Raw genomic sequence first — 21,628 nt, forward strand, 5'->3', positions numbered from 1 at the left:
GGGCGCCTTGCCGGCGCGGATCTGACAGCGCAGGATGATGTCTGGCATCGGTGTTCCTCAGGCGAAGCTGTCGCTATAGCTGCCGCCACCACCGCCCGAGAGGCGGTAGTTCACGGCACGGTCGACCTCGAGTGTGTAAAAGAACGAGATCTTAATGCGGACGGAGAGTTGACCGCTCGCACTGGCGCCACCGGCGGTGTCGTAGCGGGTCTCCAGTCGTAAGGTGATGCTGCAGTTGACAATCCCGAGGATTACGAGATTTCCGCTGGCGATAATGAAGGCAATAAGGGCGCCGCCCGCGCCGCCGCCGCGCGTCGAAAAGTAGAGTTCGATCTCGACGCCAAACTGAAGATAGCCGTGGCCTTTTGCGATCCCGGCGACATTAAGTGTTCTGCCAATGCCGGCCATGACCGCGATCGACATCCGCTGACTAACCTCGCCACGGCTGGGTACAACGCGCGCGTTAGAGGTCAGATACCCGCCGCCGATCATCGTGCCCACACACATCGTGAAGGGTGACATCTTCGAATTGACGTCGGCCCGGACCTCAATGAGGAAGCTCGGTGAGACAATCACGGTGAATTCACAATTGAGCTGTATGCCCGAGATCGAAAAGGCGCCGAGTTCTATGTCGCCGATCGAGAGCGAGAATGGGGCGGTCATGCCGACGATGCGGCCATCGGATTCGATCGGTCGGACCTTGGTGAGGGTCTCGCCGCCAAATGACTTGAGTAACTGAACCAGATACTGGAGCGCGTCGGCGAGACGGATACGGTCCGCCTGCACGTCGAAATCGAATTTGCCGCTGTCGTCGAAGCGCAAACCGGTCTCGACGAATGTCACCAGTCGCGTGCCGAAGACGGTGAGTTGCCAATCACCCGTGATGGCGCCAGCGATCTTTTTGGAGGCTCCACCGTCCAGGCGGGCCTCGAAGCGCGCATCGGCACCAAAATGACCTTTTAGAATGTCGAGTTGTACCGGACCGAGCGCAAAGATGCGACGAGGCTTTCCCGAGGCCTCCTCGAGCGGCGCGTTGACTTTGCAGGTAAGCCAGGCGCGTCCCTCCTCTGGCTTGAAGCCATGCGAGATCTGGACGGCGTCTGCGTATTTGCCGCCCAACGACGGAAATTTCTCTCCGACGAAGAGATTAGCAAGGTCCAGCCCACCGATTTGTGGGACGATGCGCGATATTTCGAAGTTCTTCAGTGCGTCAGGCGTGAGGCTATTGCCAAGCTCGCGGAACGGAATGCGGAGACCGAACTCGCTGAGCAACTCATTCAGCGCTTCAGCCGCCTGACCGGCGGCCGCGACGGTGCTGGCTGCTCGGTTGACCTCAGCAACAACTGGAGACAGCCTGACCCCGTGCTGGTCGAGCGCGTTGAACACGTACGCAACGCCGGGCCGGTTGAAGTCGAGCATCTCGACCTTGGGCGGATCACCTACCGCGCGCATTAGCGCCAATGCTCGGTCGCCTTTTTGCAGAACCGAATCGACCTGAGCGGCGGCGCGATCGGCGGCGCCGATTAGGCGGCCGAGTTCAGCACGCTTTTCCTCGGCAACCGCCGCGACTTTGTCGATGGCGTCCCACACGGCCTGCTCGAGGTCCGCGACTTTGGTTTCCATGTCCGCCGTGACGTCCTGGATCCCGCTAGCGATTTCATCGATCGCTTCGCCAATACGGTCGAAGGCGGGATTGTCGATGAACTGGACGAGTTGATTTTTCCAGTTGGCGAGTTCGTCCTTCAAGCCGTCGCAGACTTTGTCCGCAAGAGCGTCCGCTCCCGCTGACAGGAAAGTGCCACCTTTGGTTAGGGCCGCGTCCGCCTTACCCTTCCATTCTCCAACCGACCCGCGCGCCGCCAAGACTACGTCGTGTGCAGCCTCAAGACCTCCGGATTCCAGCCGGACGCAGCGATCAAGGCCGGCGTAAAAGCGGTTGCGCCACGCTTCGAGAGGGCGGCGTACCTTGGCGATCGCCTTCGGCCACTGCTGCGCAAATGCTTCCACCAGGGTTTGCACCGGCGCGGATGCCGCGTCGAGGACCTGTGCGGCTTCGCGAGCGAGATCGCCGAGCCTCTCCTCCAGATCGGCTTCAAGATCGGTAACCGATTGGTCGAGGTCAGCGATCCGTGCGGCAATTTCGTCCTGGACCGCCTTGATTGACGGGTCCGCCAGTTGCGCCCAGACAAGCGCGTTTTCTCGGATCCATTGGAGGAGCGGTTGCGGCTGCCCGGCGAGGGCATCCTGGACAAGGGCAGAATTGATCGCGTCCCTGAACGCGGACAGACTGGTGATCGCTGCATCGAACGCGGCAAGCACTGACAGCGGGTTGTTCGGAACATCGGATCGACGCGCCTTTGCGGTCTTGATCGCGCTGTCCAGTCCCTGAGCCAGCTTAGCCGCATCGCCGCGAATCTGATCAGCAGACGCTGCGAGTGCCCGGCATTCGCGGGCGAATACTCTGGCTTCGGCTCGGCCCATTGCCCCTGCATGGGCCAGAAGTGTGTCGAGATCCTGACGTGCGTGGGTCTGCGCATCGCGCCAAACTTCGAAGATGCCGAACATGCGCACGACTTCGTCGCGCACCCGGGCGATCTCGGCGCCCGTCTGTGCCCCGGCTTCGAGGCCGGCGAACTGGATCCGGTCGAGCGTCTGGAACGCGAGGGCAAAGACGCCATCTATGTCCGAACCTGCCTGTGCGAGTTGGTCCGCAAAGTTACTACCCGCTACGTTGATGCGGCTGTCGATGTCTTGAAGGACGCCATCGATCTGCGACGCGAACCGGGCTGTCTCTTCCTTCGCCGACGCGATCCGGGTGTCGACGGCCGATTGCAACAGGCGCTTGAGTTCGGCGCAGCCGTCCTGCACCAATATTTCCGGATTGAGACCTGCGATCGTGTCCCGCGCTTTGCCTACCTCTCCGGCCGCGCCAAGTTGCTTTGCCGCTTCGGCTATACCGCCGAGGGCGCGCTTCGCTTCTGCGCTTCGGCGAGCCAGTTCGTCTCGCGCTTTGAACGCCGGATCGCTGAGGGGGGCCTCGCGCACCTGCCGCGCGAGGTTCTGTACGATGGCCCGCGCATCGCCGGCGACCATGCGCAATTCGTCGATACCGGATAGAGCCAGGGGTGCTGCCGCCGAAGATGGCGGCGACTTCGGCGCCGCACGGGCGATCGTAACCGAATCGATCGCAGCGAGCGGTGGGTCCGCGTCGAACGTGTGGGCCACGGCGACGGGCTCGCCGCGGATCAACTCTATCGCAAAGCGACCCTGTTCAGCCGGAGAAACGACCGGTTTGGCCAGCTTGGCATCGAACGGTTGCGAACCAGATCCATGCTCAAGCGGAACCTCGGGCCAAAGTTCGTCCGCCCAGTCGATACCTTCAGTGACCGCCCAAGCGTCGGTATCGTCCGTCTCGCCCGGGCGGGTCGAGGCGAAGAACACGAGGTTTTCCGGGTATCGAACCTCCTGCTCATGCTCCTGCCCATCACGGCCGGCACACACCAGAGCGATATGGGGAATGGGATAGATGGCGGCCGGAGAGTCTTCGGTTGAAACCTTGAGCGTACGGAACACCGAACGCCACAGCGGGACCATCCAGCCTGCGCCAGGAACGTCCGCACCCCATCGAGAATCGACGCGAATTCGCTGGGAGTGAAACCGACTTGCAAGGAGAAAACCCGCTCGTTCGGCGGCATCGGGTAGATCGGGGTAGCGACGCTCAGGTTGAACTATCTCAACATATTCTTCCCACTTGCGGAGGACCACCCGCCCGGCATGCGCATCCTGCTGCTTTCCAATCGGCGGCTCGTTGTAGAACTGACCTGCCGGAACCACCTCACGGCGATATATGATTACATGTTTGGCCTTATTCCAAAGTGCGCCGATGCGCCCAATGCGTTCCAAGGCAAAGAAATGTGTTCGCCCGAGAGCAACCGTTGCTTCGATCGCAGTGCGGCGGTTATCGAAGAGGCCGCGCACGTTGCCGTAACCGCCGAGCGGCGTGATCGTCAGATCGCGGACCCGGCCTGCATTTGAGCGCGGTTGCGCATAGACGGACTCAACGATATTTCGAGATTCGAAAGCCCAGCCAGCGCCGCCGGCAAGATGTCCCTCGGCCGATTGCTGGGGTGGTTGGCTATCATCCGGATGGGTCCACGGTCCATGGTCGGGCGGAGGGACATTCGGAATTGGGTATTTGAGGCGTGCGCTTGTGCGCAGCCGGAAATCAACGCCTGAGCCCTCGAGTTCGAACCGCTCGGCTTGGTCGGTTCGAGTTACCGACAATGCGAGCGGTCGGGTTAGCGCGGCGCGACGCAGGCTGTTCCAGTCATCTATCCACTCGCTGAGGCCGGGGTTGCTTCCGGCACGAGAACGGGTCAGGCGATTAGGAGGGACACCGTAACGCGCAGAGACATCGGAGAGGCGCAATTGGGCGTTCTTGAGACTGCGATCGCTTACGGCGCCCGCCATGCCGTAGAGCAGTTCGTAAGCCGCGCGGCGCATGCGGGCACCTGGCTCGAAGACTCCCGGCCGACCAAATATGCGGTCGATATTCCACGCGGGCTCGACAAAGCCGGAATCAAGAGGAGAGGGGTCGATCTCGACTACTGCTGGCGGTGTCAAACGGAAGTCCGCTCGCGCGTCAGGTTCGATGTCGAGGTAGCCTTCGGCAGAGGTGCCTTTCTCCATCGCCTCGCCGATGCCCTGCGGACCGAAGACGAGCGTCGCCGTCTCGTCCGGATCGCGTAGACGCCAGCTTCCGCTAGTCTCGGCACCAGATGACCAAACCGCGACTTGGCTGTCAGACGCGTCGGCGCGCCGCGCAAGGACGGGCATTTCGAGCCGAACGACCTGCATGGGCAAGCGACCGACAACCAGCCAGCGCTCGGGGGGCGAGAGAGCGTTGAGCGGCTTTTGCAGCGACAACGACATGCCGAGCTGGGGATCGAGTCCCCAACCGAAAGACTCGGTCACGCGAAGCACGCCAGTGACGCCGCCAACGTCTTCACTGTCGAGCGGCAAGAGCAAGGGATAGTCCGGCGCATTCTCCAACTGAACGGCCTGAACTGGAAGATCGCGGTCCGCCGGAGGTCGGTCGGAAGCACCGGGTCGGGCGCTGAATATCGGAAAGGCAGCGATCAGGCGGAGACGCAGGCCTGATTGATTGCCTATTCTCGCCACGGCCGGGACAATCGTGAGCCTTACGGCATCGGTTTGGGCGTTCGGTGCCGAACCTCCAGCGCGCAATTGCCGCATACGCAAATCAAGCGCGCCGATACGGAGACGCTCGCCGGCAACGATGTCGACCTCCGCAGCGAGCCGCAAAAGCACCCGTTGCGCGCGAAACCGGCCAGCCTCATCAGCATCAGCTGCACCAAGGTCCTCCCCGAGTTGAGTTTCCTCGTCGGGCGTGGGATCAAGCGAAGGGTAAAATTTGCCGCCAGCGTAGGCATTCCCCTCATGGGTGAGCACTGCTGGCCACGTCGCAGTGCCCGGCGCGGCGGACACTCGGATCGTTGCCTGCAACGCAACCTCAAGGCGGGCTAGATCGATGGCGCGCCGCCAAGGCTCGTTGTCAGTAAGCGTTCCTTCGAGATGGAATTCGCCATCAAGCCCTGGCGCAGCGCCAAACTGAGGCGCAAAGCTGATTGGCGGCATGCCGCGTGCGACTGCTCGCGCCTCGGCGCGCTCTGCGAGCATGTCCCGCAGTGCCGCAAGGGGGCGTTTAGTGCCGACCCCGGAGGGCAGGGGATCAAGCTCGTCAGCCGGTATGGCAACTGAGACCCGCCATTGAATTGTTCTCGCGGGAACAAGCCACTCCGCCGAGGCGCCGTCTCCGATCGGAGGCAAATCTAATTCGGCGCGTAAACGTCGACGGTTATCGAGCGCGTTAGTCGCAGAGATGGTAAATCCAGATGGTAAGAGAAGTGCCCTGCGACCGGGGCTTTCTAGCTGGGTCTCGATCGGGAAATTACCAAAGAGAACGGGAGTAATGCGCTCTGGAGTGTTCGGATCAGCGGGCGTGGTTGTTGAGCGCCGTCGCAACCCGAACCCGCGGATGGGTGCACGATCGAAATTTGTGCGCAGACCCTTCTTCTCTAGTAGAGGCATTCCCCGTCCATCGGCGCGGGCCTTCCGCCATTGGGTTACTTGCAGACCTTCTGCCAATGGTCCGAGCACCTCGGCATCGACTCCAGAGAGCGCATACAGCGAAGTGGACGTGTAATGTGACAGGCCGCTCACTGGATCGAGTTCGGGGACCGCATTGGTCCACTTCCAAGACCGGTCGAGGTGGCCAAGAGTTTCCTGATTTAGCTCAGAGACACCGGCTGCCCAGAAAGCGAGGGCCGGGTAACGAAGGTTGCCATGACGCATCCATGGATCGGACACATTGGAGTGCCACGTCTGGAGGGCGGCGGCAGCACAGGTCGGTTTCCCAATGGCATCACCTTCTGCATGGGCATTCAGCGGATGGCGCAGGCGGTGGTCGACAACGATGTAATCCGGGCGCTGTCGCACTGCTTGGGGGCTCGGTAGAAGAACGAGGATGCTGCTGCCGAGCGCTTCCGCTGGGTCGTCGGGGTTGGCGAGGTCGAGCACGAGGCGCGGGATCGCAGTTTTCCAGGCGATGCCGAGCGGTTGATCCATTCGCTGGCCAAGGGGCTGTAAGCGCTCGCCGGTTCCATCTACGAAATACGCAATGCGCTCGATGCCCGGTATGCGAATCGTTCGACGGTTCTGGGTTCCGAACGTCTCGAACAGGCCTGCCTGCGAAAGCCGTCCCTGCGGGAAATCCCAAGGGACATAGAAGCGATCCGCCGTACCGTCCTTGCGAAAGGACTGGAAAACGCAGTTGAGAGCATCGTCCGGAGTGATCTGTCCCCCGTTGGCGAACCACTGATCGAGTCCATCTGCGTCGAAGAAACCGATGAACTGCTGGCAGTCGCCCCCGACTAGCCGGGAGCCGACCACGATGTGTCTGGGCTCGCCTAACGATTCTTTGCGCGTGGCGACAATCGCAATAGCGGTTTGACGGGTTTGGCTCGGCATCGCGTCCCCCACGAGCGATCGGGCGAATCTCTCCCCCGAGCGGAGTGTCCGATCTATTGAGAGCAGGCGCAAGCAGTAATTCAGCAGGAGATATTTTCGATTACTACTGTAGTGAACATTGTCGAATCGCAGATGAGCGTCTATGATCTAAGGCCATTCTGTTCGAGGCGCCGGGGGATACGCCATGAGCAATGATGACGCTGCCAAGGTCTTGTTCGCCGAGACTCGTAATTGGCGGGAGGATCCGTCCGAACCCGAGCAAGTACGGATCGCTAGACGTGTGCTGGCGAGAGCGATTCGAGCAAGTGATGGCAAGGGTTTCGCGCCTGGAGATGAGCCAACCTTTGCCGAACTTGGAAACCCCACGACCTTCGCGATTTGGCAAGACTGTTTTTCAGCGACCGCAGAAGCTTGGGCGCCGGCCGAGTCGGAAAAAGCGGATCTGGGATATGTGGTCAGCCAGCTTCCGCCACAGGACAATGCTGCTTACTTAAAGGCGGCACCCAAGCTCAATGGTGCGACGCCGGCCAGCGCCCATGGCCCGTTTCGGTTCGCGACCGGCGGCGGAGCATACAGCGTTTATGTCTTCGACGGGGTCGAGGGCGTGGGACCCGGCCTCTTTCCGCCGCGCAGTGCTCCGGTCACGGGACTTGGCGGGTCGAGTCGGTTCCGCCACGCCTGGCCGGCAGCGTTGGCCATCCTCTTCTGCGTGGCCCTCCTAAGCGGCGTCGCCTACGACGCATATTGCCGCGGCGTGAGTGCAACGGCGACAGCGATCCGGCCCAGCGGCCTGGCGCAGAGATTGACCAGAGTCATCGCGGATGTCGATCCACGCCTCTCGGATGAGGCCCGAAGAATTGCCGAGGACGTCGTCAGCGAAGCAAAATCGGTACCTGTCGACCAGGCTGCTTGGTGGCAGAGTGTCAAAGCAAGCACGGGTATCCCTGCGAGAACAGCGGCTACCGCCGCAGAGATCGATACCAAGGCGGCTGCTGCCAAGGCATCGACCGTGAGTCTAGTTGAAGCCCTTGCGCCCACAAATTTGGGTGCCGGGGTGCTCGATGACATGAAGAAGCGAGCGGGTGATGCAGTCGATCATGCATTTCGTGATGATCCGATTGCAATCCGGCCAGTGGTCAGCCTTGGTGGCCCGTGGCTCTTCGCGATTGGCTCGTTGGTTGTGATCGCGGGAGTCGTCGGCATGGGCTTCTGGGGCAGTGTGTTAGGTGCGTTGATCGACTCCCGTAACCGGCTCAGCCTCTCCCGCCTGCAGTTGATGGCGTGGACGATCGTCGTGCTAAGCCTTTTCGGTATCACAAGCCCATTCCTTATTGGCGCGAGCGAAGGGGCGGTCAGCTTACCTCAATATCCTTGGGAAATCTGGGCTTTGCTCGGCATTACGATCGGGACACCACCGCTAAGCGGCCTCATTCTCGTCAGCAAAAGCGGTCAGGCGCCTCAGCCAAACGCGGAACGGTCAATCCGTGACGACCCAGATGCGACCAATGTCGGCCGGGTGGAGGTTAACCTCGATCCGAACGGATGGAGTTTTCTAGACCTTTTCCGGGGAGAAGAGGTCTCAAACCGCGACGAGATTGATATTTCGCGGTTTCAGTATTTTGTGATCACCATCATCTTGCTCATGGTATTCATTGGCCTAATCGGCACCGAATTGTGGTCACTCCGAGCCGGGCAGGACTGGGATATTTGGGCCAAAACCAAAAGCTATCCGACGCTCAATGAGACTTTCATCGGTCTCTTAGCGCTCAGCCACGGTGGCTATCTGGGCATGAAATTGCTTGCCAAGCCCGACGTGAAGCCGGGTGGATAGGCGGGAATGGACGAGCTGAAATCAAACTTCTGACGTAAATGCATCGATCCGGTCGCCAACAGAGGAGGCGCTTATGCCACTTGAAATCCGTGTGAGCCTTCCAGCGGACCGACGGAATACGGGCACCCTGGAACTCGTCGATCCAGCTACGGGTCTCAGGTTCTTCGGACCGGTTCCGGCGCTAGGACGCGGTGCGCGAAACATGTCGGCGGCGCACGGCAATCCGAACGGTGTCTCCACACAGCCCTTTGGTGACACCCCCCTTGGGGGATATCGCATCCCACAAGTGCTTCGCAGCGGCGCTGGCACGACCCACCCCGCCGACGTTTACGGCTCGGTAGGCGTCATAGTGCTCGATCCCGTAAGCGGGGATGCTGAGGTCGCGCAAGACAATGGTCGGACTGGCCTCCTAATTCACGCCGGTCGGCAGGTAGCGACGCCCACGCCACTCCCGGGGCATCTGCGACCGACCAACGGCTGCATCCGCATTCTGGAGCCCGACCTTGCGGCGTTGATCCAGGCGATGCGCGACAACGCTTTTCTCTTTCCCGGCGGTGTAACTGTGCAAGTCGGCTCTGCAGGCCCGGCAGGGATCACAGACGAGGACGTCGATGACGGTGATCCGCCAGATTTCAATGGGACGCCCATTTTGCCATGATCTCCGTGATCTGCTGACCCTTGCCCTCTCATCAAGGAACCATCGAGAACACTTTCCGCTGAGTTAGGGAGACCGATATGCCTGCTGACAAAGTAACATTTCGCAACGACACCAGCTTAGACGTTGCGATTTTGGTCTTTTATGGTGCAACCGACGGACTGTGCGTCGACAAGCCGCGCCGGCGGAACATAACGATGCAGCCGGGAGCAAAGGACGATTTTGACTTTGGTCCGGATCTCATTTGCTATTGCTATCAGCCCGCTGTTTCAGGACCGCCACCTGAGAACTGCGGACACCAGCAGGCGCGCCCCGGCGATCTGGTGGTCCTAATTTAAGTGTAGTGATCTGATTCAGTTGGTGCAGAATGGTCAGTCCATATCGCGTTGAACGCGAAGACTGTGCAGAGTGGACAACAACGCTCGTGCCGAGCCGTGAGAGCGCTATAGAAGGGTCGGTGGTGTTCCTCGCGCTTGGTAGCACCGATCAGACCAGCCGTTTACCCGCCCGATGCCGACGCTCCGCGCCCTGAGCCAAGACCCAGCCTCGAACTTTCGACGCAGCATCTGCGCTCCTCGGAAAGCGGTCGTCCGTTCAGCCGGAGCCTGAGCCATCGCCGCCGCTGCCGCTGCCGCTGCCGCTGCCGCTGCCGCTGCCGGCATTTACTTCGCGCTCAGTGAAATCACATGCTAGCGTTCGATCGCGATGCATTTGGCTTCAACAATCGACGCAGAGTTCGACAAGCCGAAGCTTCGACGCGCATGGCGGGAGTAAGTGTTGAAGAAACTAAAATGCTTTAGGCACGCCGCTACGCTCCGACGCCCAGCGTAAGTCGCACCCACAACGGATCGTCGCCCTGAGCGTAGTCGAGCTCGAAGATGCTGCCCGAAAAGGCAGCCTTCTCCTCCGCGATTTTGCCATCCCCGCTGATGATGCGGTTTGATGTTTTGATCTTCAACCGCGTGTGAAGCTTGTCGTAGGGCATCGCCCAGCCATTAGGGTTACTCCTCGTCTTCTGCTCGCGCGCAACCGCTTCGACCACCGGGATCATGGCGACAAGACTCGGGCTGGTCATCAATTCCAAACCCTGATCCCGCACCGTTGCATTGTGGCTACCGTGATGGCCAACTTTATAGAACACCACGCGCGAAAGGATGTCGGTCGCGCTGACCGCGTTCTCGCCGGGCGTACTCGGACCAACACGACCATCTGCGTCTGGTTTGCCAGCCGCCGAGGGGTACTTCTGATCGTGCCACGAGAGCCAGTTGCCGACTTGCGCATCCGCCGGAAACAGAAGGACGCGGCCGCCGGTAACCTCGATCGCGAGCGCAAGCGAGGTGTTGTTGACGTCACCGTCGATCTTGAGCGCCAGCGTCTCGGCCGATCCCAGCCATTCGCCATCAATACGCCGCGCCTCCGACACGGGATCGTGATCGTAGTAGCGCTCCGCGAGATGATCGAGCGGTTCGGAGATCGGGGCTTGCCAGCGCTCGACTCCATCTTGCATCGGCTGCTCGCCGCGCGGGCCGCCGCTAGTCGGCGGCTCCTGCCAGCGATCGAACAGGTCAGCGAAAGGCAAGTTGAGCTCGGGCCGCCGCCTCTCGGGCCCTCGCTCCAGCGGCTGGCACGCGCTGGTGGCAGCGGGGGCGGGCTTCGAGGGACCTCTGTCCGCTGCGAGTAGCGAGGAGACGTCAGCGGCGAGCGGCAGGTACTCGTCGACGTCTGCGGGTGCGAGATAGACCTCGCTCGCGTTGGCGTCGGGATCGAGCTGGAGCAGCCGGGTTCGCGTTCGCGGCGGCCCTAGAGTGATCGCGCGCAGGCGGTCCTTTATGCCGAAGTCAATCTGCTGACCGGGTTCGAGGTACTTCACCCCCGCGTCGCCGGCCTTCTGCTTAAGCCAGTAGAACACGTCGGCGCAGCTGCGCGGTGGGAGCTTGGGCGCGCGCGGCTTGGCCGTTTCTCGGCTTGCAGCGAACGAACTGGTGGGGGAAGGCACGTCGTCGATCTCGCCGTAAAACTGCAGCAAGTCACTGATGCGGGCGATGCGGTCCTGCGCCGCATCGCTGTCGAGCCGCAGGCCGAAGCGGCTGCCGGCCGCGCCCGCCGTGGCTTCGGCGACGAGCGCGTGAAGCGCGGAGAGTCCCTTCGAATGCTTGTTACGGATGGCAGTAGCGAGGTCGTCCTTGTCGTTCTCGGTCCACGCGAGCCACACCGCCTTGATCGTGAACGTCTCGAACACGTCGTGGTGGAGGATAAACCCGCTGAGGTGATCATAATGCTCGTGTGTGGCAATCACCAGGTCAAGCGTGCGCGCGGTGGCTTCGGCAAGGTCGTTCACGACCGCTTGCATGTGACCGACCGCAGCTTTGGTCGCAACCTTGGTACTGCCGATGCACTGCAGCACGCCGCAATCGATCAGCGCGCGGTATACCTCGCCGCCTAAGGTGTGAGTGAGCAGGAAACAGTCGCCGAGCAGGCCACGGTACATCCGCACCGATATCGTCTCCCGCTGATCTTCGGCCGCGGCGAGCAAAGATTGAATGGGTGCCTGCGCCATGCCTCGCTCCCTTCAATATCGGTGCAGCAGCGCGAATGGTTCGGCGCGCTGGCCGTGCCGGTCGTAGACGATGCCCATTCCTGCGGGGCGGAGCAGAAATTCCCGTTGGTTGGCGAGCCGGGCATCGTCGCTGATGCTCTTGCTGATTACGTAGCGCAGCGCACGGGTGCGCAAGTCGATAATCAAGGTCGCGCCGCCGCGCAGATGGAAGTCGTACGGCCGCTCCTCCTCGTCTGGGTCTGGCACACGAGCGTCTTCCGCACGCTGGTCGTCGGCATCGAGATAGCCCCGACGCCGCTGGGTCACCTCAATGATCAGCTGCCGCGCGTCCTGCCCGTCCGGCCCGGCACGCCGGGTCGAGCGAACGCTCGAGACCTCAACCGATGGATTTCCGCGCGTAGTTCCTAACGTGTAGAGCTTCGGGCCGTCCGGGCGCTCAAAATAGACTCCAAGCGACCTCTCCCAGGCCCTATCGACATCACGCCTGCGACGGACTCTCTCGGCCCTTCCGCTCGCGATCAGATCGATGATCGCGAGCCAGCGCCGAAAATGCGTGTTCTTGCGCGCGAGATCACCCTTGAGCTTTGACAAGTCATCATCGGCGAGCCCGATCCACAACAGGTCGGCTTCGACAGCGTCGATCAGGCTCTCGGCCGCGCCATTGGCAAGATCCTCGCGCAACCTCGCAAGTAGCTTTGCGAGACGATCCTTGTCAGATTTGCTAGCGGCGCCGTGTTCGGGCACGTACTCGAGCTCGGGCTGGACTAGCCAGTACCAGATCCGCCGCCGATTGGCTTCCGCGTTCTCGAGTACCTCGACGCGCTTGAAGCGCGGCACCAGATCGAGCCCTCCGCTTTCGACGTCGTCGACGCTTAGCGGCTGGCCATCGGGGCCGATCGGCGCCGCGCTCCACAAGAGGTTGTCGGGCGAGAGTGACAGGCAGTTGTCGGGAAATATGCCGCGCCGCCGGAATGCCTCGATGAACGCAAGGCGATAGTTGAGCGTATCGTCGGGGATCAGGTCGGCGTCTGCGGTGACGATCGCGCGCAGGAACTCGCCGAAGCGGACGTCGACGGGCGGTAGGTAATCTAGCGCGCGGATGCACATCCGCAGCACGTGATCGGCGCTCTTGCGTGCTTCGGACGCGAGCCGCGCGACGAGATCGGGATGCAATCGCTGCGGCTGACCGGGCTGGACACCGCCGATGCGCATCAGGTCCGTGCTGCGTGCGGCGTAGATCGTGAGGAACGCGTCAAACACGGCGGCGACGAGGATCGCACCGCGCTCGTGCGGCTCGGCGGTGCCGGCGAGCGCGTCCGGGTCGGGCGCCTTGTCGATGTAGTCGCGCAGCGCCTTGCGGTCCGAGGTGCCCGAGGCGAACTGCTGCGCCAAGCCGGAGAGCAGATTGCTCTGCTGGTCGAGCTTCCCGCCCTGCCGCGCGATGTGCTCGCTGACCGCCTCGGTCATCTGGAAGTGCGAGAACAGCGCCGATATGTCAGCGAATGCTTCGTGGAAGGCGAGGCTGTCGATGCTGGTCGCGTCCGAATAGCGGGGGTGCAGCCCGTCCAGAATCGCGTGGGTGGTTTCGTGGACGATGATGTCGTGCGACAGCGCGGTGAAAATCCAGCTCGCCCCGGCCTTGCGCTGCGAGGCCTTGAAGTAGCCGAACAGCAGCGCGCGCTTCTCGCGGCTGTAATAGGCATTGGCCTCGCGCAGCGCGTGCGGGTAGACGCGCAGCCGATCGGTCGAGCGATAGGTCTCGTGGTTCTCATCCCACGCAGGACGCCAGGTGACCTTGCGACCGAGCGCGCGCTCGAACTGCTTGATCGTCTTCATCGCCACCGCGAAAACCATCTGCTGGTGGAATCGCGGATCGCCTTCGGAGGGCGGCAAGCCGTCCTGCGCGAGAACGTCGGGGTGATTGAGGTCGATCGGCTCGTAGAACTGCTGGCTGACCGGATCGATGTCGACGACTTCGAGATAGTCGTTGATAGGGCCGGGCTGAAGCGGATCCTCGGTCGGGTCGTTCCAGGCCAGCGTTATGATCGCTTGGCTGAACGTCGCCGATTGGCGCTCGATCGCCGCGCTGGGATCAAATGCGTAGACCCGCAGTCGGCGCCCCGTCGGCTGCGGCAGCGGCGCCGAGCGGTGCGCGGTGGGTTGCGGCGAGTCGGTCATGGCGCCGCCTGTGCAGCCTTCCCGAGTGCGAACTTAGCGGAATCGAGCGGCTTACCGCTGATCGCATCGGTCGGACCAAAGATCCCCGCCGGGTCGCAACCAAGGCGCCCCGCCCACTCGACCACCGCGCCGGGGCGGTACGTCAGATCGGCACGCCAGCGGTCGAACACGCTGCCGTCGATCGTCTCGTTGACGGTCTCGCTCCAGCCCGGCTTCTTGTCGGCGTGAGTCGTCGTGGCGACGCGTCTGCTGCCGATCGTGCGGACGAATGGCCCCGAGACGAATTTGTAGAGCCCAAATGCGAAGGCCCCGTAGCTGTCCGTGATGGGACCGGAGATCGCGTCCGGCGCCTGCTCAGGGAACCTGGTCAGCCGCAGACCCAGCTCGTGCGCGTGCATGGCGAGCCAGCGCATCGGCAGCTCGGGCAACGTCGTCGGGTTGCCCCCGCCGACGTCGGCGTGCGCACCGACGAACCAGCGCTGCTCGACCTTGGGCTCGCGCTCACCGCCGGGCAGCCGCGCATCGGGTACCTGCGGCACGAACCGCGTCCAGAGCGCCGGGCGGAACGCCTCGCGGTGTTCGTCGATCGCCAACGCATGGAAAGCGTTCTCGTAGATCGTGCTGAGCCGGGTGTGGTGGAACAAGAACCGCCGGCGGCTGAGCCCCGGGATGTTGCCAAAGGGAATGCCCAGCGCGCCCACGGTGTCCCACACACCGATCATCTTGATCGGCACGCGCTTCGACGCGGTGAGCAGCGCCTTCTCGTCATCGCTCAGCGGGCCTCCTTGGCTCGCGACGTAATCGAGCTTCCAGCGCGGGCGGACCTCGGCATCGAGCTGATAGCGCTTGTAAAGCGCAACAGCGCTGAGTGCTGAGCCGCGGTGTAGAAGGCCGCATTTGGCGATCAGCCCGGCGAGGCTGCGCGCGGTAAACGCGCCGCGGCTGAACCCGAAGATGTAGATTTCGTCGCCTTCGTCGTACTTGCTCACCAGCCATTCGTAGGCAGCTAAAACGTTCTCGCTAAGACCATAGCCCAGCGCCCCGCCTCGCAGCCATTCGAAACGCTTGGTGCCGACCCCAGGCTCGTAATAGGCGCATTGCGCGATGACGCCGTCGACTTGCGCGACGAAGCTGCAAAGCCGCTCAACGTTGGTATGCGTCTCGACCTTGTTCCAGGTCCCGTCGAGAAATAGCGCGATCCGCTTCATGTCTGCACCTCCCCCCGGAGTCGCATCGACTATCGGTATATACGGCCCAAATGCACGCTGCGTCAAATCGGACGGCGCGTGGTGCGACCTCACGACGCCTACTGAGGCGCTATATCGAAGAGCTGCGCGTAACCGCCTGCACCCGACGGCTCGATCGGGACTGTTCGACGGCGCGGATTAAGATCAGCGAGCTGCACAGGAAGGGCGCGCAGCCGACGCTGGTTGAGCGGCATCAGACTTAAGCGGCATACCCAGCGACCCTCGGGCGGAAGCCTTTAGCCCGTGCCAAATCGCGCCACCCCTAGATGAGGAGACGGGCTCACGCACAGGTTCGATACGAACGGCCAACGCTTGAAGCGGCGGCATCATCGACGATGCGACCATTCCGTGTTCCGATGCGGGCCCCTGTGCCCGCAGCAAGAATCGACTTGCCGCGGGAAGAAGCACTCAAAGCTTCCGGAATGGCGCTCGGGAGCTGGGTCCAAACATCCTGGTGTAGGCCGCTTACGCGTTCCGCTTCCATTCCACGATCCGAAATTTAAAAAAGTTATCGGCCTCACTTTGTTGAAATTTTACAACGTCTTCATAGAAGCGCTCGAATACGTCGGCAGGCGACTTCAACTCGCTGGCCGCGCGTCCGGCTTTCAATGAGGCGATCCCATGGTCATAGTCTTGGCGCAAACGACCCAAGGTCATTTCGGCAGAGCGGAAATGGCGCCATTCCTCGCCCCAGCGGAACTGCGTGTCCAGACCGGCGAGAACTGCGACAGCTATGGCAAAAACGGTTGACCAGGATCGTTCGGCGAAAGCGCTCAGTGCGGGCAGCGACGCGCTTCCGACTACCAGCCCAAGGCGCAGTAAAATGAAGAGCACCATCGATCGATCGGCAAGTTTCTTCATCTTATGTTGATCTCGTCCGACAGCCGCCAGAAAGTCGCGATCGAATTCTGTATCCGCCATGTCAGACCTCCCGCCCAGTGATGAAATTGCGCGCCCTAGAATGGGTAAGCGGATACCGCATTTACGCATCGGACAACAGCCTTTCGCCGAGTTCGACCCGAAGGTTATGACAAGAGGCTTCCACTTTCATTGGACGGCATCGTCTCATTCACGCCGCCGTGCGTGCCGCAAGGACGCACGCCGCCCCACTCCTTCGCCGGAACCCAACCAACCCAGCGCCGTATCGCCACGGCCGATCACACCGACGTTCGGTCGCGATTGCTGGGCCACGTGGGAGACCTTGGACCGGGGCTTTGTGGATCACCTTCCCGACGTCCTCACCTATGTCAGTGCGCCGCTGGATCATGACGTGCGTGTCGATGACGATGTGAGCGCCACGCTGATCGCATCAACCAGCGGCAACGACGGCGACCTGCTATCTTCGCTCTGCCCCAACCCGTCGCTACGGGATCTCACGGAGGTTATGCGTGACGGGATCGCGAGCCTGGTACTTTCAGCCAACTCACCCAGCTATCTGTGGTCCGTTCCTTCCGCGATCCGGACCTCGCGCGACCGACGGGGCGGCAGAGCTTCGTTCACGGCGACGACGGCGCACGAGGCGCGGGACGTCGGCCGCGCCGGCTGCCGCCCTCGCGCTCGAGATGCGCTATCGTCCTCTCGACGAGCTCCTTGAGGCTGGGCGGCAGCTCGCCGCGCCACCGCTCGTCCAAATAGTGGCGCCGAAGCGCTTCGCTCATCATGGCCGAGGCGCTCACGACGCGTCGGTCCGTCGTGGTGACGGCCACGTACCAAGCCATGTCGCCCCAGTACTCGTGGGCGTCCGCGATCCAGATCTCCCCTGCGACCGGCTGGGATTCGAAAATCCAGCTGCGCGCCTCCTCCAGGCTCTCACCTTTTCCAGGCCTTACCGACTCGTCGTCGGTGAAGAACACCGTCTGGCGCGCCGCCGCGGGCGCACCGGCGACGCAGAACTGCACCTGGGGGTTCTCGGGCCGGAAGTCTCCCGCCGGCTCGGTCAGCCCCTCGTCGAGCCACCCATCCAACACGGGCAGACAAGCGACGATCCGCAGCGGGTCGACGAGGCGAACGCCGCCCGCCTCCTCCCACCGCCCGGTCGGATGCAGGGTGGCGCCGACGGCTCCGTGATCCGCCACCTCGACATGGGTCGTGGCGATCGCGAAGGCGTCGCCGATCGACGAGCCGTCCGCGAGCCGCTGGTACAGCGCGGCCGTCAGCGAGCGAGCCGCATCGTTGGTGATCGTCGCGTCAGTGCCGATAGCCCAGTCCGCGCCGCCGTGCGCGACGAGTTCAGCTGCAACGCTTTCGGACGAGCAGGCGTTGAGGACGACGAGCCTGGGCCTGGCGGACAAGCCCTTCAGCAGCGCCGCAAGAGCTCTGCCGTCCAGCTCGACCTCGCTACCGTCCCCTTTCGAGAGCAGCAGCGAGCGACCGTCGCCGTGCGCCGCGAAGTGCAGCACGTCGGGCCGGAAGCGCCCGATGGTCGCGGTCAGGGCGTTCAACCTCAGGTCGCTGTATATGCGGAACTCGATGGGGTCGGCGCCGGCGCCACGCTCAAGCAGCTCCTGCAGGTCGTTGATCTCGCCGGGCAGGTCCAGGTCGTCATGACCCTTCGGGTTGCTGGCCACATACATCACCCGCATCGGACACCCTCCTCATCCGCCGTCTTCGACCACCTTCGGACCGTGCCCGGTCGTGGCGCTCACCCTCAAGAAGTAGACCGCAGCCTCGACCTCGCCTTCCGTTCGGCGACGAACTCCGTGATGGCCTCGATGGCACGCGCAAGCGCGACGCGCGTCGGCACGCCCTCGTCCGGCAGGGAGTAGGTCATCGGCTGCATGCCCTTGAACAGCCGCGGGGCCGCGCCCGCCGCCCACTCGGGCACCATCACGAGCGTGCGGTGGCGCGACAGCTCCGACATGACGTAGCCTAGCTCGAAGCGCACGGTCTGCCACTGATCGCCGCTCGCCCGCTCTGGCGGATCGCACAGGTCGTCGGGGTCGGCCAGCACCACGCCGAAGTCGGCCGCCCTCGCCTGCTCGTGCAGGACGTCGACCTGATGCTCTCCGGGGGGAACGAGGTCGTCGACGTTCCACAGCTCGACGTCGTGGTTCCTCAGAAGCGCGAGCCTGATCTGCTGGGCGATCTCCCTGCGGCTCTCCGATGCGATCATGAAGATGCGCGGCCGCTCGTTGACGGAGGCGATGAGCTGGTTGCGCTGTTCGATCTTGTGGGTGAGCTCGACCGCGAGCAGACGCCACAGCTCGGGTTCGCCCCGTCCCGCGCCCTTCAGCGCCGCCGATCCGCAGCGCAGCGCCACCACGGGCTCGCGCGCCGTCACCGTGGCCGTGCGGCAAAGCCGCGGGTTGATGGCGGCGAACTCTCCGACCACATCGCCGGCGCCTCGTCCGTAAGGCAGCCTCTCGCCGTTGACGATCAAGTCGACGGATCCCGCCAGTATGAACCAGCAGTGGTCGTCATTCGCCCCCTGGTGCATGAGATCCTCGCCCGGCGCAAACGCGACGAGCTCGCCGGCGTCGACGAGCGCTTCGGCAACGCTCCGGTTTCCTCGGACCGTCTTCTGGCTCAGCATCGCCTCGATCTGATCGTCCCGATCCTTGAAGCGGTCGATCTGTCCCGTCACGCCACCATCCTCCTGTCGATCAGCGGGCACCCGGGCATGCGGCCGCAGCACCTATAACCGCCGCGCCTCGCGGCCGCGAAGTAGTCCGCCTCGGCCTGCCGCCGCGCCCGCTCGGCGGCAAGCACGCGCTCGACCGAGGCGCGATGGCGGCAAGCGTCGAAGCGTACCGGCGACCCCGACGCATCGAGGCAGCCGCGTGGACACGCCGCGCCCCGCCGCACGCGTCGTCCTCCCTCCTTCAGGCGCTCGGCAAACCAGCCGTCGTCGACCTCGATGCACCGGGCGTACTCGTCGGTCATGCCGATGGCTGCGGCGCCGGCCTCGGCATCGGCCTGCCGATCGGCCGCGGTGGGCCCGTGTGACAGCCACCGGCCCGCGGGCCAACGGCCGCGCCGCTCCGCGCGCTGCTCATTCACGAGCCACTCGCCGAGATCCTGCCAGAATACGGCGAGCTCGCCCGCATCCTCGACGCGGTAGCCCCGCCTGCCGAGGCAGAACGAGGAGTCGCCGTTGACGTGCAGCTCCGGGCAGCGCCTCGGCAGCCGCGTGCCCGGGCTGCGCTCGCCAACGCGCACGAACCCGTCCTCCGTCCACATCCTGACCAGGGTAGCCGGAACGACGGCGCCGCTCGGCAGCGGCGGCGCGACGATCCACTCGCAGCGGCCGGCGCCGAGCGGCGCCGCCCACGGCGGGGCGGACGCGGAGAGGGCGTCCCCGAGCGTCACCGGTCGAGGTAGGCGCGGGCCGGCGGCGCGGCCGCCGCGGCTGCGGCAGCCGAGGAGAGGATCGCGGGGCTGCGGGTCGGCAAGCTTGCGACCGTCGCGGAGACCCGCCCAGAACCGATCTGCGTAGCCACGTCGTCATAGTCGAGGTTGCCGGCCGTGCGACCAGGCCCGAACAGCGCCTTCACGCCGACCGAGGCCGCGGCGTAGGCGCTTGGGCCGATGCGGGTCTGATGCCCCTTGCATTCGCGCTGGCAGGACTCCGACTCGCGAATGGCGAGGCTCGACGCCACCCGCACCGCCCGGTCGCCGCGTATGCCCACCCGCGACACCGGCGTGGGTCCGGTCTCGAGTCCGATCGCGAGGCCCAGCTTGCGCGTCTCGGGCATCAGTTCACCGCAGAGATCGAAAGATGAGCGGAGCGCGCCGGCGCACAGCGCCGCCTGGTCCACCGTCGAGCGCAGGTCCACCTCCTGCGACGAGCCCTCGGCCATGATCGCGAGGATGCAGTCACCGATGAAGCGAACCTTGCGGCCGTCGAAGTCGCTTTGCACGACGGCGTTGAGCTCGGAGCGCAGCACGTGCAGAAGCCGCACCGCGTCGCTGAGGCCGCCTTCGGCCATGCAGCGGTCGATGTATGCCGTGTAGCCGTCGAGGTCGGCGAAGATCGCCGCCAGCGGCATCCTGACCGACCGACTGGGCGAGAGCGCCGCGTAGTCGATGGTGCGCAACGGCGGGGTGTGCTGATGAAACCGGAAGTCCGAGGGCGCGGGAGGCCTAGCGCGTCCCTCGCGCACCTCCCCGGTCCACTCGTCGAGGCGCGCCGTGACGACGGCGCCGCGGTCGCGGGTTGCCGATCTCGCCCGCAAAGCCTCCAGCTCGAACAGGGAGGCTGGCATCGCGCGCTCCTCGAACAGCGTCGTCGCGCGTCGGAACGTCAACGCCGCGCGCACACGGTCGGAGAGGAACACACCCTCCTCGTCACCCATGGCGAGCTTAGCCGCGTGATTCGCCGAAGGCCCCACGAACATCGGCTCGCGCTCGTCGCTCCTGCCGCTGTTGATCGCGACGCAGGGCCCGAGATCGATCCCGACGCGGAAGCGCAGCTGCACGCCGAGCTCCGAGAGGAAGCGGTCTCCGCCCAGGCGCGCCAGTGCGGTCATCTCCTCGGCTAGGTCGAGCGCCGCCGCCACGCGCTCGGCCGTCGACGCCTCGCCGCGCGGCTCGATCACCACCGCGTGCAGGCGAGCTCCGTGATAGTCGACGCGCTGGGCGCCGGCGCCCTCGACCACCCGGTCGGCGGCCGAGTAGAGGGTCGAAAGCAGCGCCAGCCCGCGTGCGTGGCTCGTCGGCGTCTCGACGCCGTGCTCGAGCCTGACGTCGTCGTAGTTGAGCAGCTGCACATAGACTTGGACGGTGTCTACGAGCACCGCCGCTCCGTTCGGCAGGTCGAACAGCGGGCGGTCGGCCAGCGGCGCCCGGCCCGCCGCACGCGCGGCCTCGCGCATCCGCGCGAGCCTCGGCAGGTACTCGTCCGCGTAGCGCTCGACCTTCACGACCGGCGCCGACGCCATGAACCCTCGAATGCGCGCCTCGGCGCGCGACCTGCTCCACGTCATTCGTCATCCCTTTCTCAAAATTCGCGCCCCGCCGCCTGTCGCTCCCGTTTTAACGTATATGTTAAGCAGAACGACAGCTTCAAGGCTGTCGCCCTTCTTTCCTGTGGATAAGCCGAAACCGATGGACCGTTTACGACTTAACGCCTACGTTAAGCGCGAGAGGTTCGGGCGATGGCGCTTCGAGGC

The 21,628-nt window shown here is 63.8% G+C and carries 11 protein-coding genes; 2 read left to right on the plus strand and 9 right to left on the minus strand.

The features are described from left to right. Nucleotides 1-57 precede the first annotated feature (57 nt). On the minus strand, nt 58-7,050 hold the full coding sequence (locus KZ820_RS07165) for a hypothetical protein (RefSeq protein WP_219747865.1): 6,993 nt from the start codon (nt 7,048-7,050) through the stop codon (nt 58-60). 184 nt (nt 7,051-7,234) lie between these two features. Here KZ820_RS07165 and KZ820_RS07170 point away from each other — a divergent pair, with 184 nt between their 5' ends. Both KZ820_RS07170 and KZ820_RS07175 read left to right on the plus strand, forming a co-directional pair. Next, nucleotides 7,235-8,881: a hypothetical protein gene (locus tag KZ820_RS07170; protein ID WP_219747866.1), complete on the plus strand. Its 1,647-nt coding sequence runs from the start codon at nt 7,235-7,237 to the stop codon at nt 8,879-8,881. 735 nt (nt 8,882-9,616) lie between these two features. After that, the gene (locus KZ820_RS07175; RefSeq protein WP_219747867.1) at nt 9,617-9,874 is read left to right on the plus strand and encodes a hypothetical protein; all 258 of its coding nucleotides are present in this window, start codon (nt 9,617-9,619) and stop codon (nt 9,872-9,874) included. Between the two features lie 470 nt (nt 9,875-10,344). Here the strand turns inward: KZ820_RS07175 and KZ820_RS07180 are convergent, their stop codons facing one another. From KZ820_RS07180 to KZ820_RS07215, 8 genes are all read right to left on the minus strand, one after another. Next, nucleotides 10,345-12,093: an MBL fold metallo-hydrolase gene (locus KZ820_RS07180; protein WP_219747868.1), complete on the minus strand. Its 1,749-nt coding sequence runs from the start codon at nt 12,091-12,093 to the stop codon at nt 10,345-10,347. A gap of 12 nt (nt 12,094-12,105) precedes the next feature. Next, entirely contained in the window at nt 12,106-14,271 is a 2,166-nt protein-coding gene (locus KZ820_RS07185) for a gluzincin family metallopeptidase (RefSeq protein ID WP_219747869.1), read from the minus strand. Then, nucleotides 14,268-15,479: a T6SS phospholipase effector Tle1-like catalytic domain-containing protein gene (locus KZ820_RS07190; protein ID WP_219747870.1), complete on the minus strand. Its 1,212-nt coding sequence runs from the start codon at nt 15,477-15,479 to the stop codon at nt 14,268-14,270. The genes KZ820_RS07185 and KZ820_RS07190 overlap by 4 nt, the downstream gene beginning before the upstream one ends. A 504-nt stretch (nt 15,480-15,983) precedes the next feature. Beyond that, a complete protein-coding gene (locus KZ820_RS07195; RefSeq protein ID WP_219747871.1) occupies nt 15,984-16,439 on the minus strand; it encodes a DUF4231 domain-containing protein in 456 nt (151 codons plus the stop codon). A gap of 575 nt (nt 16,440-17,014) precedes the next feature. Beyond that, nucleotides 17,015-18,100 carry a CHAT domain-containing protein gene (locus KZ820_RS07200; RefSeq protein ID WP_219747872.1) on the minus strand — a complete coding sequence of 362 codons (1,086 nt, stop codon included), beginning with the start codon at nt 18,098-18,100 and terminating at the stop codon, nt 17,015-17,017. A 65-nt stretch (nt 18,101-18,165) separates the two neighbouring features. Continuing rightward, complete coding sequence (locus tag KZ820_RS07205; protein ID WP_219747873.1) at nt 18,166-19,101, minus strand: cyclic nucleotide-binding domain-containing protein; 936 nt, start codon at nt 19,099-19,101, stop codon at nt 18,166-18,168. Continuing rightward, nucleotides 19,098-19,826, minus strand: coding sequence for an E2 domain-containing protein (locus tag KZ820_RS07210; protein ID WP_219747874.1), 729 nt, complete (start codon nt 19,824-19,826; stop codon nt 19,098-19,100). The genes KZ820_RS07205 and KZ820_RS07210 overlap by 4 nt, the downstream gene beginning before the upstream one ends. Further along, nucleotides 19,823-21,397 carry an adenylate/guanylate cyclase domain-containing protein gene (locus tag KZ820_RS07215; protein WP_219747875.1) on the minus strand — a complete coding sequence of 525 codons (1,575 nt, stop codon included), beginning with the start codon at nt 21,395-21,397 and terminating at the stop codon, nt 19,823-19,825. The genes KZ820_RS07210 and KZ820_RS07215 overlap by 4 nt, the downstream gene beginning before the upstream one ends. Nucleotides 21,398-21,628: the final 231 nt, after the last annotated feature.

Origin of the sequence: Sphingomonas citri, assembly GCF_019429485.1 — a bacterium.
GTDB classification, from domain to species: domain Bacteria; phylum Pseudomonadota; class Alphaproteobacteria; order Sphingomonadales; family Sphingomonadaceae; genus Sphingomonas; species Sphingomonas citri.

Excerpts from the sequence above, each read along its gene's own strand:
- KZ820_RS07165 (WP_219747865.1), bottom strand. The coding sequence starts at position 7,050 with ATGCCGAGCCAAACCCGTCAAACCGCTATTGCGATTGTCGCCACGCGC.
- KZ820_RS07170 (WP_219747866.1), top strand. The coding sequence starts at position 7,235 with ATGAGCAATGATGACGCTGCCAAGGTCTTGTTCGCCGAGACTCGTAAT.
- KZ820_RS07175 (WP_219747867.1), top strand. The coding sequence starts at position 9,617 with ATGCCTGCTGACAAAGTAACATTTCGCAACGACACCAGCTTAGACGTT.
- KZ820_RS07180 (WP_219747868.1), bottom strand. The coding sequence starts at position 12,093 with ATGGCGCAGGCACCCATTCAATCTTTGCTCGCCGCGGCCGAAGATCAG.
- KZ820_RS07185 (WP_219747869.1), bottom strand. The coding sequence starts at position 14,271 with ATGACCGACTCGCCGCAACCCACCGCGCACCGCTCGGCGCCGCTGCCG.
- KZ820_RS07190 (WP_219747870.1), bottom strand. The coding sequence starts at position 15,479 with ATGAAGCGGATCGCGCTATTTCTCGACGGGACCTGGAACAAGGTCGAG.
- KZ820_RS07195 (WP_219747871.1), bottom strand. The coding sequence starts at position 16,439 with ATGGCGGATACAGAATTCGATCGCGACTTTCTGGCGGCTGTCGGACGA.
- KZ820_RS07200 (WP_219747872.1), bottom strand. The coding sequence starts at position 18,100 with ATGCGGGTGATGTATGTGGCCAGCAACCCGAAGGGTCATGACGACCTG.
- KZ820_RS07215 (WP_219747875.1), bottom strand. The coding sequence starts at position 21,397 with ATGGCGTCGGCGCCGGTCGTGAAGGTCGAGCGCTACGCGGACGAGTAC.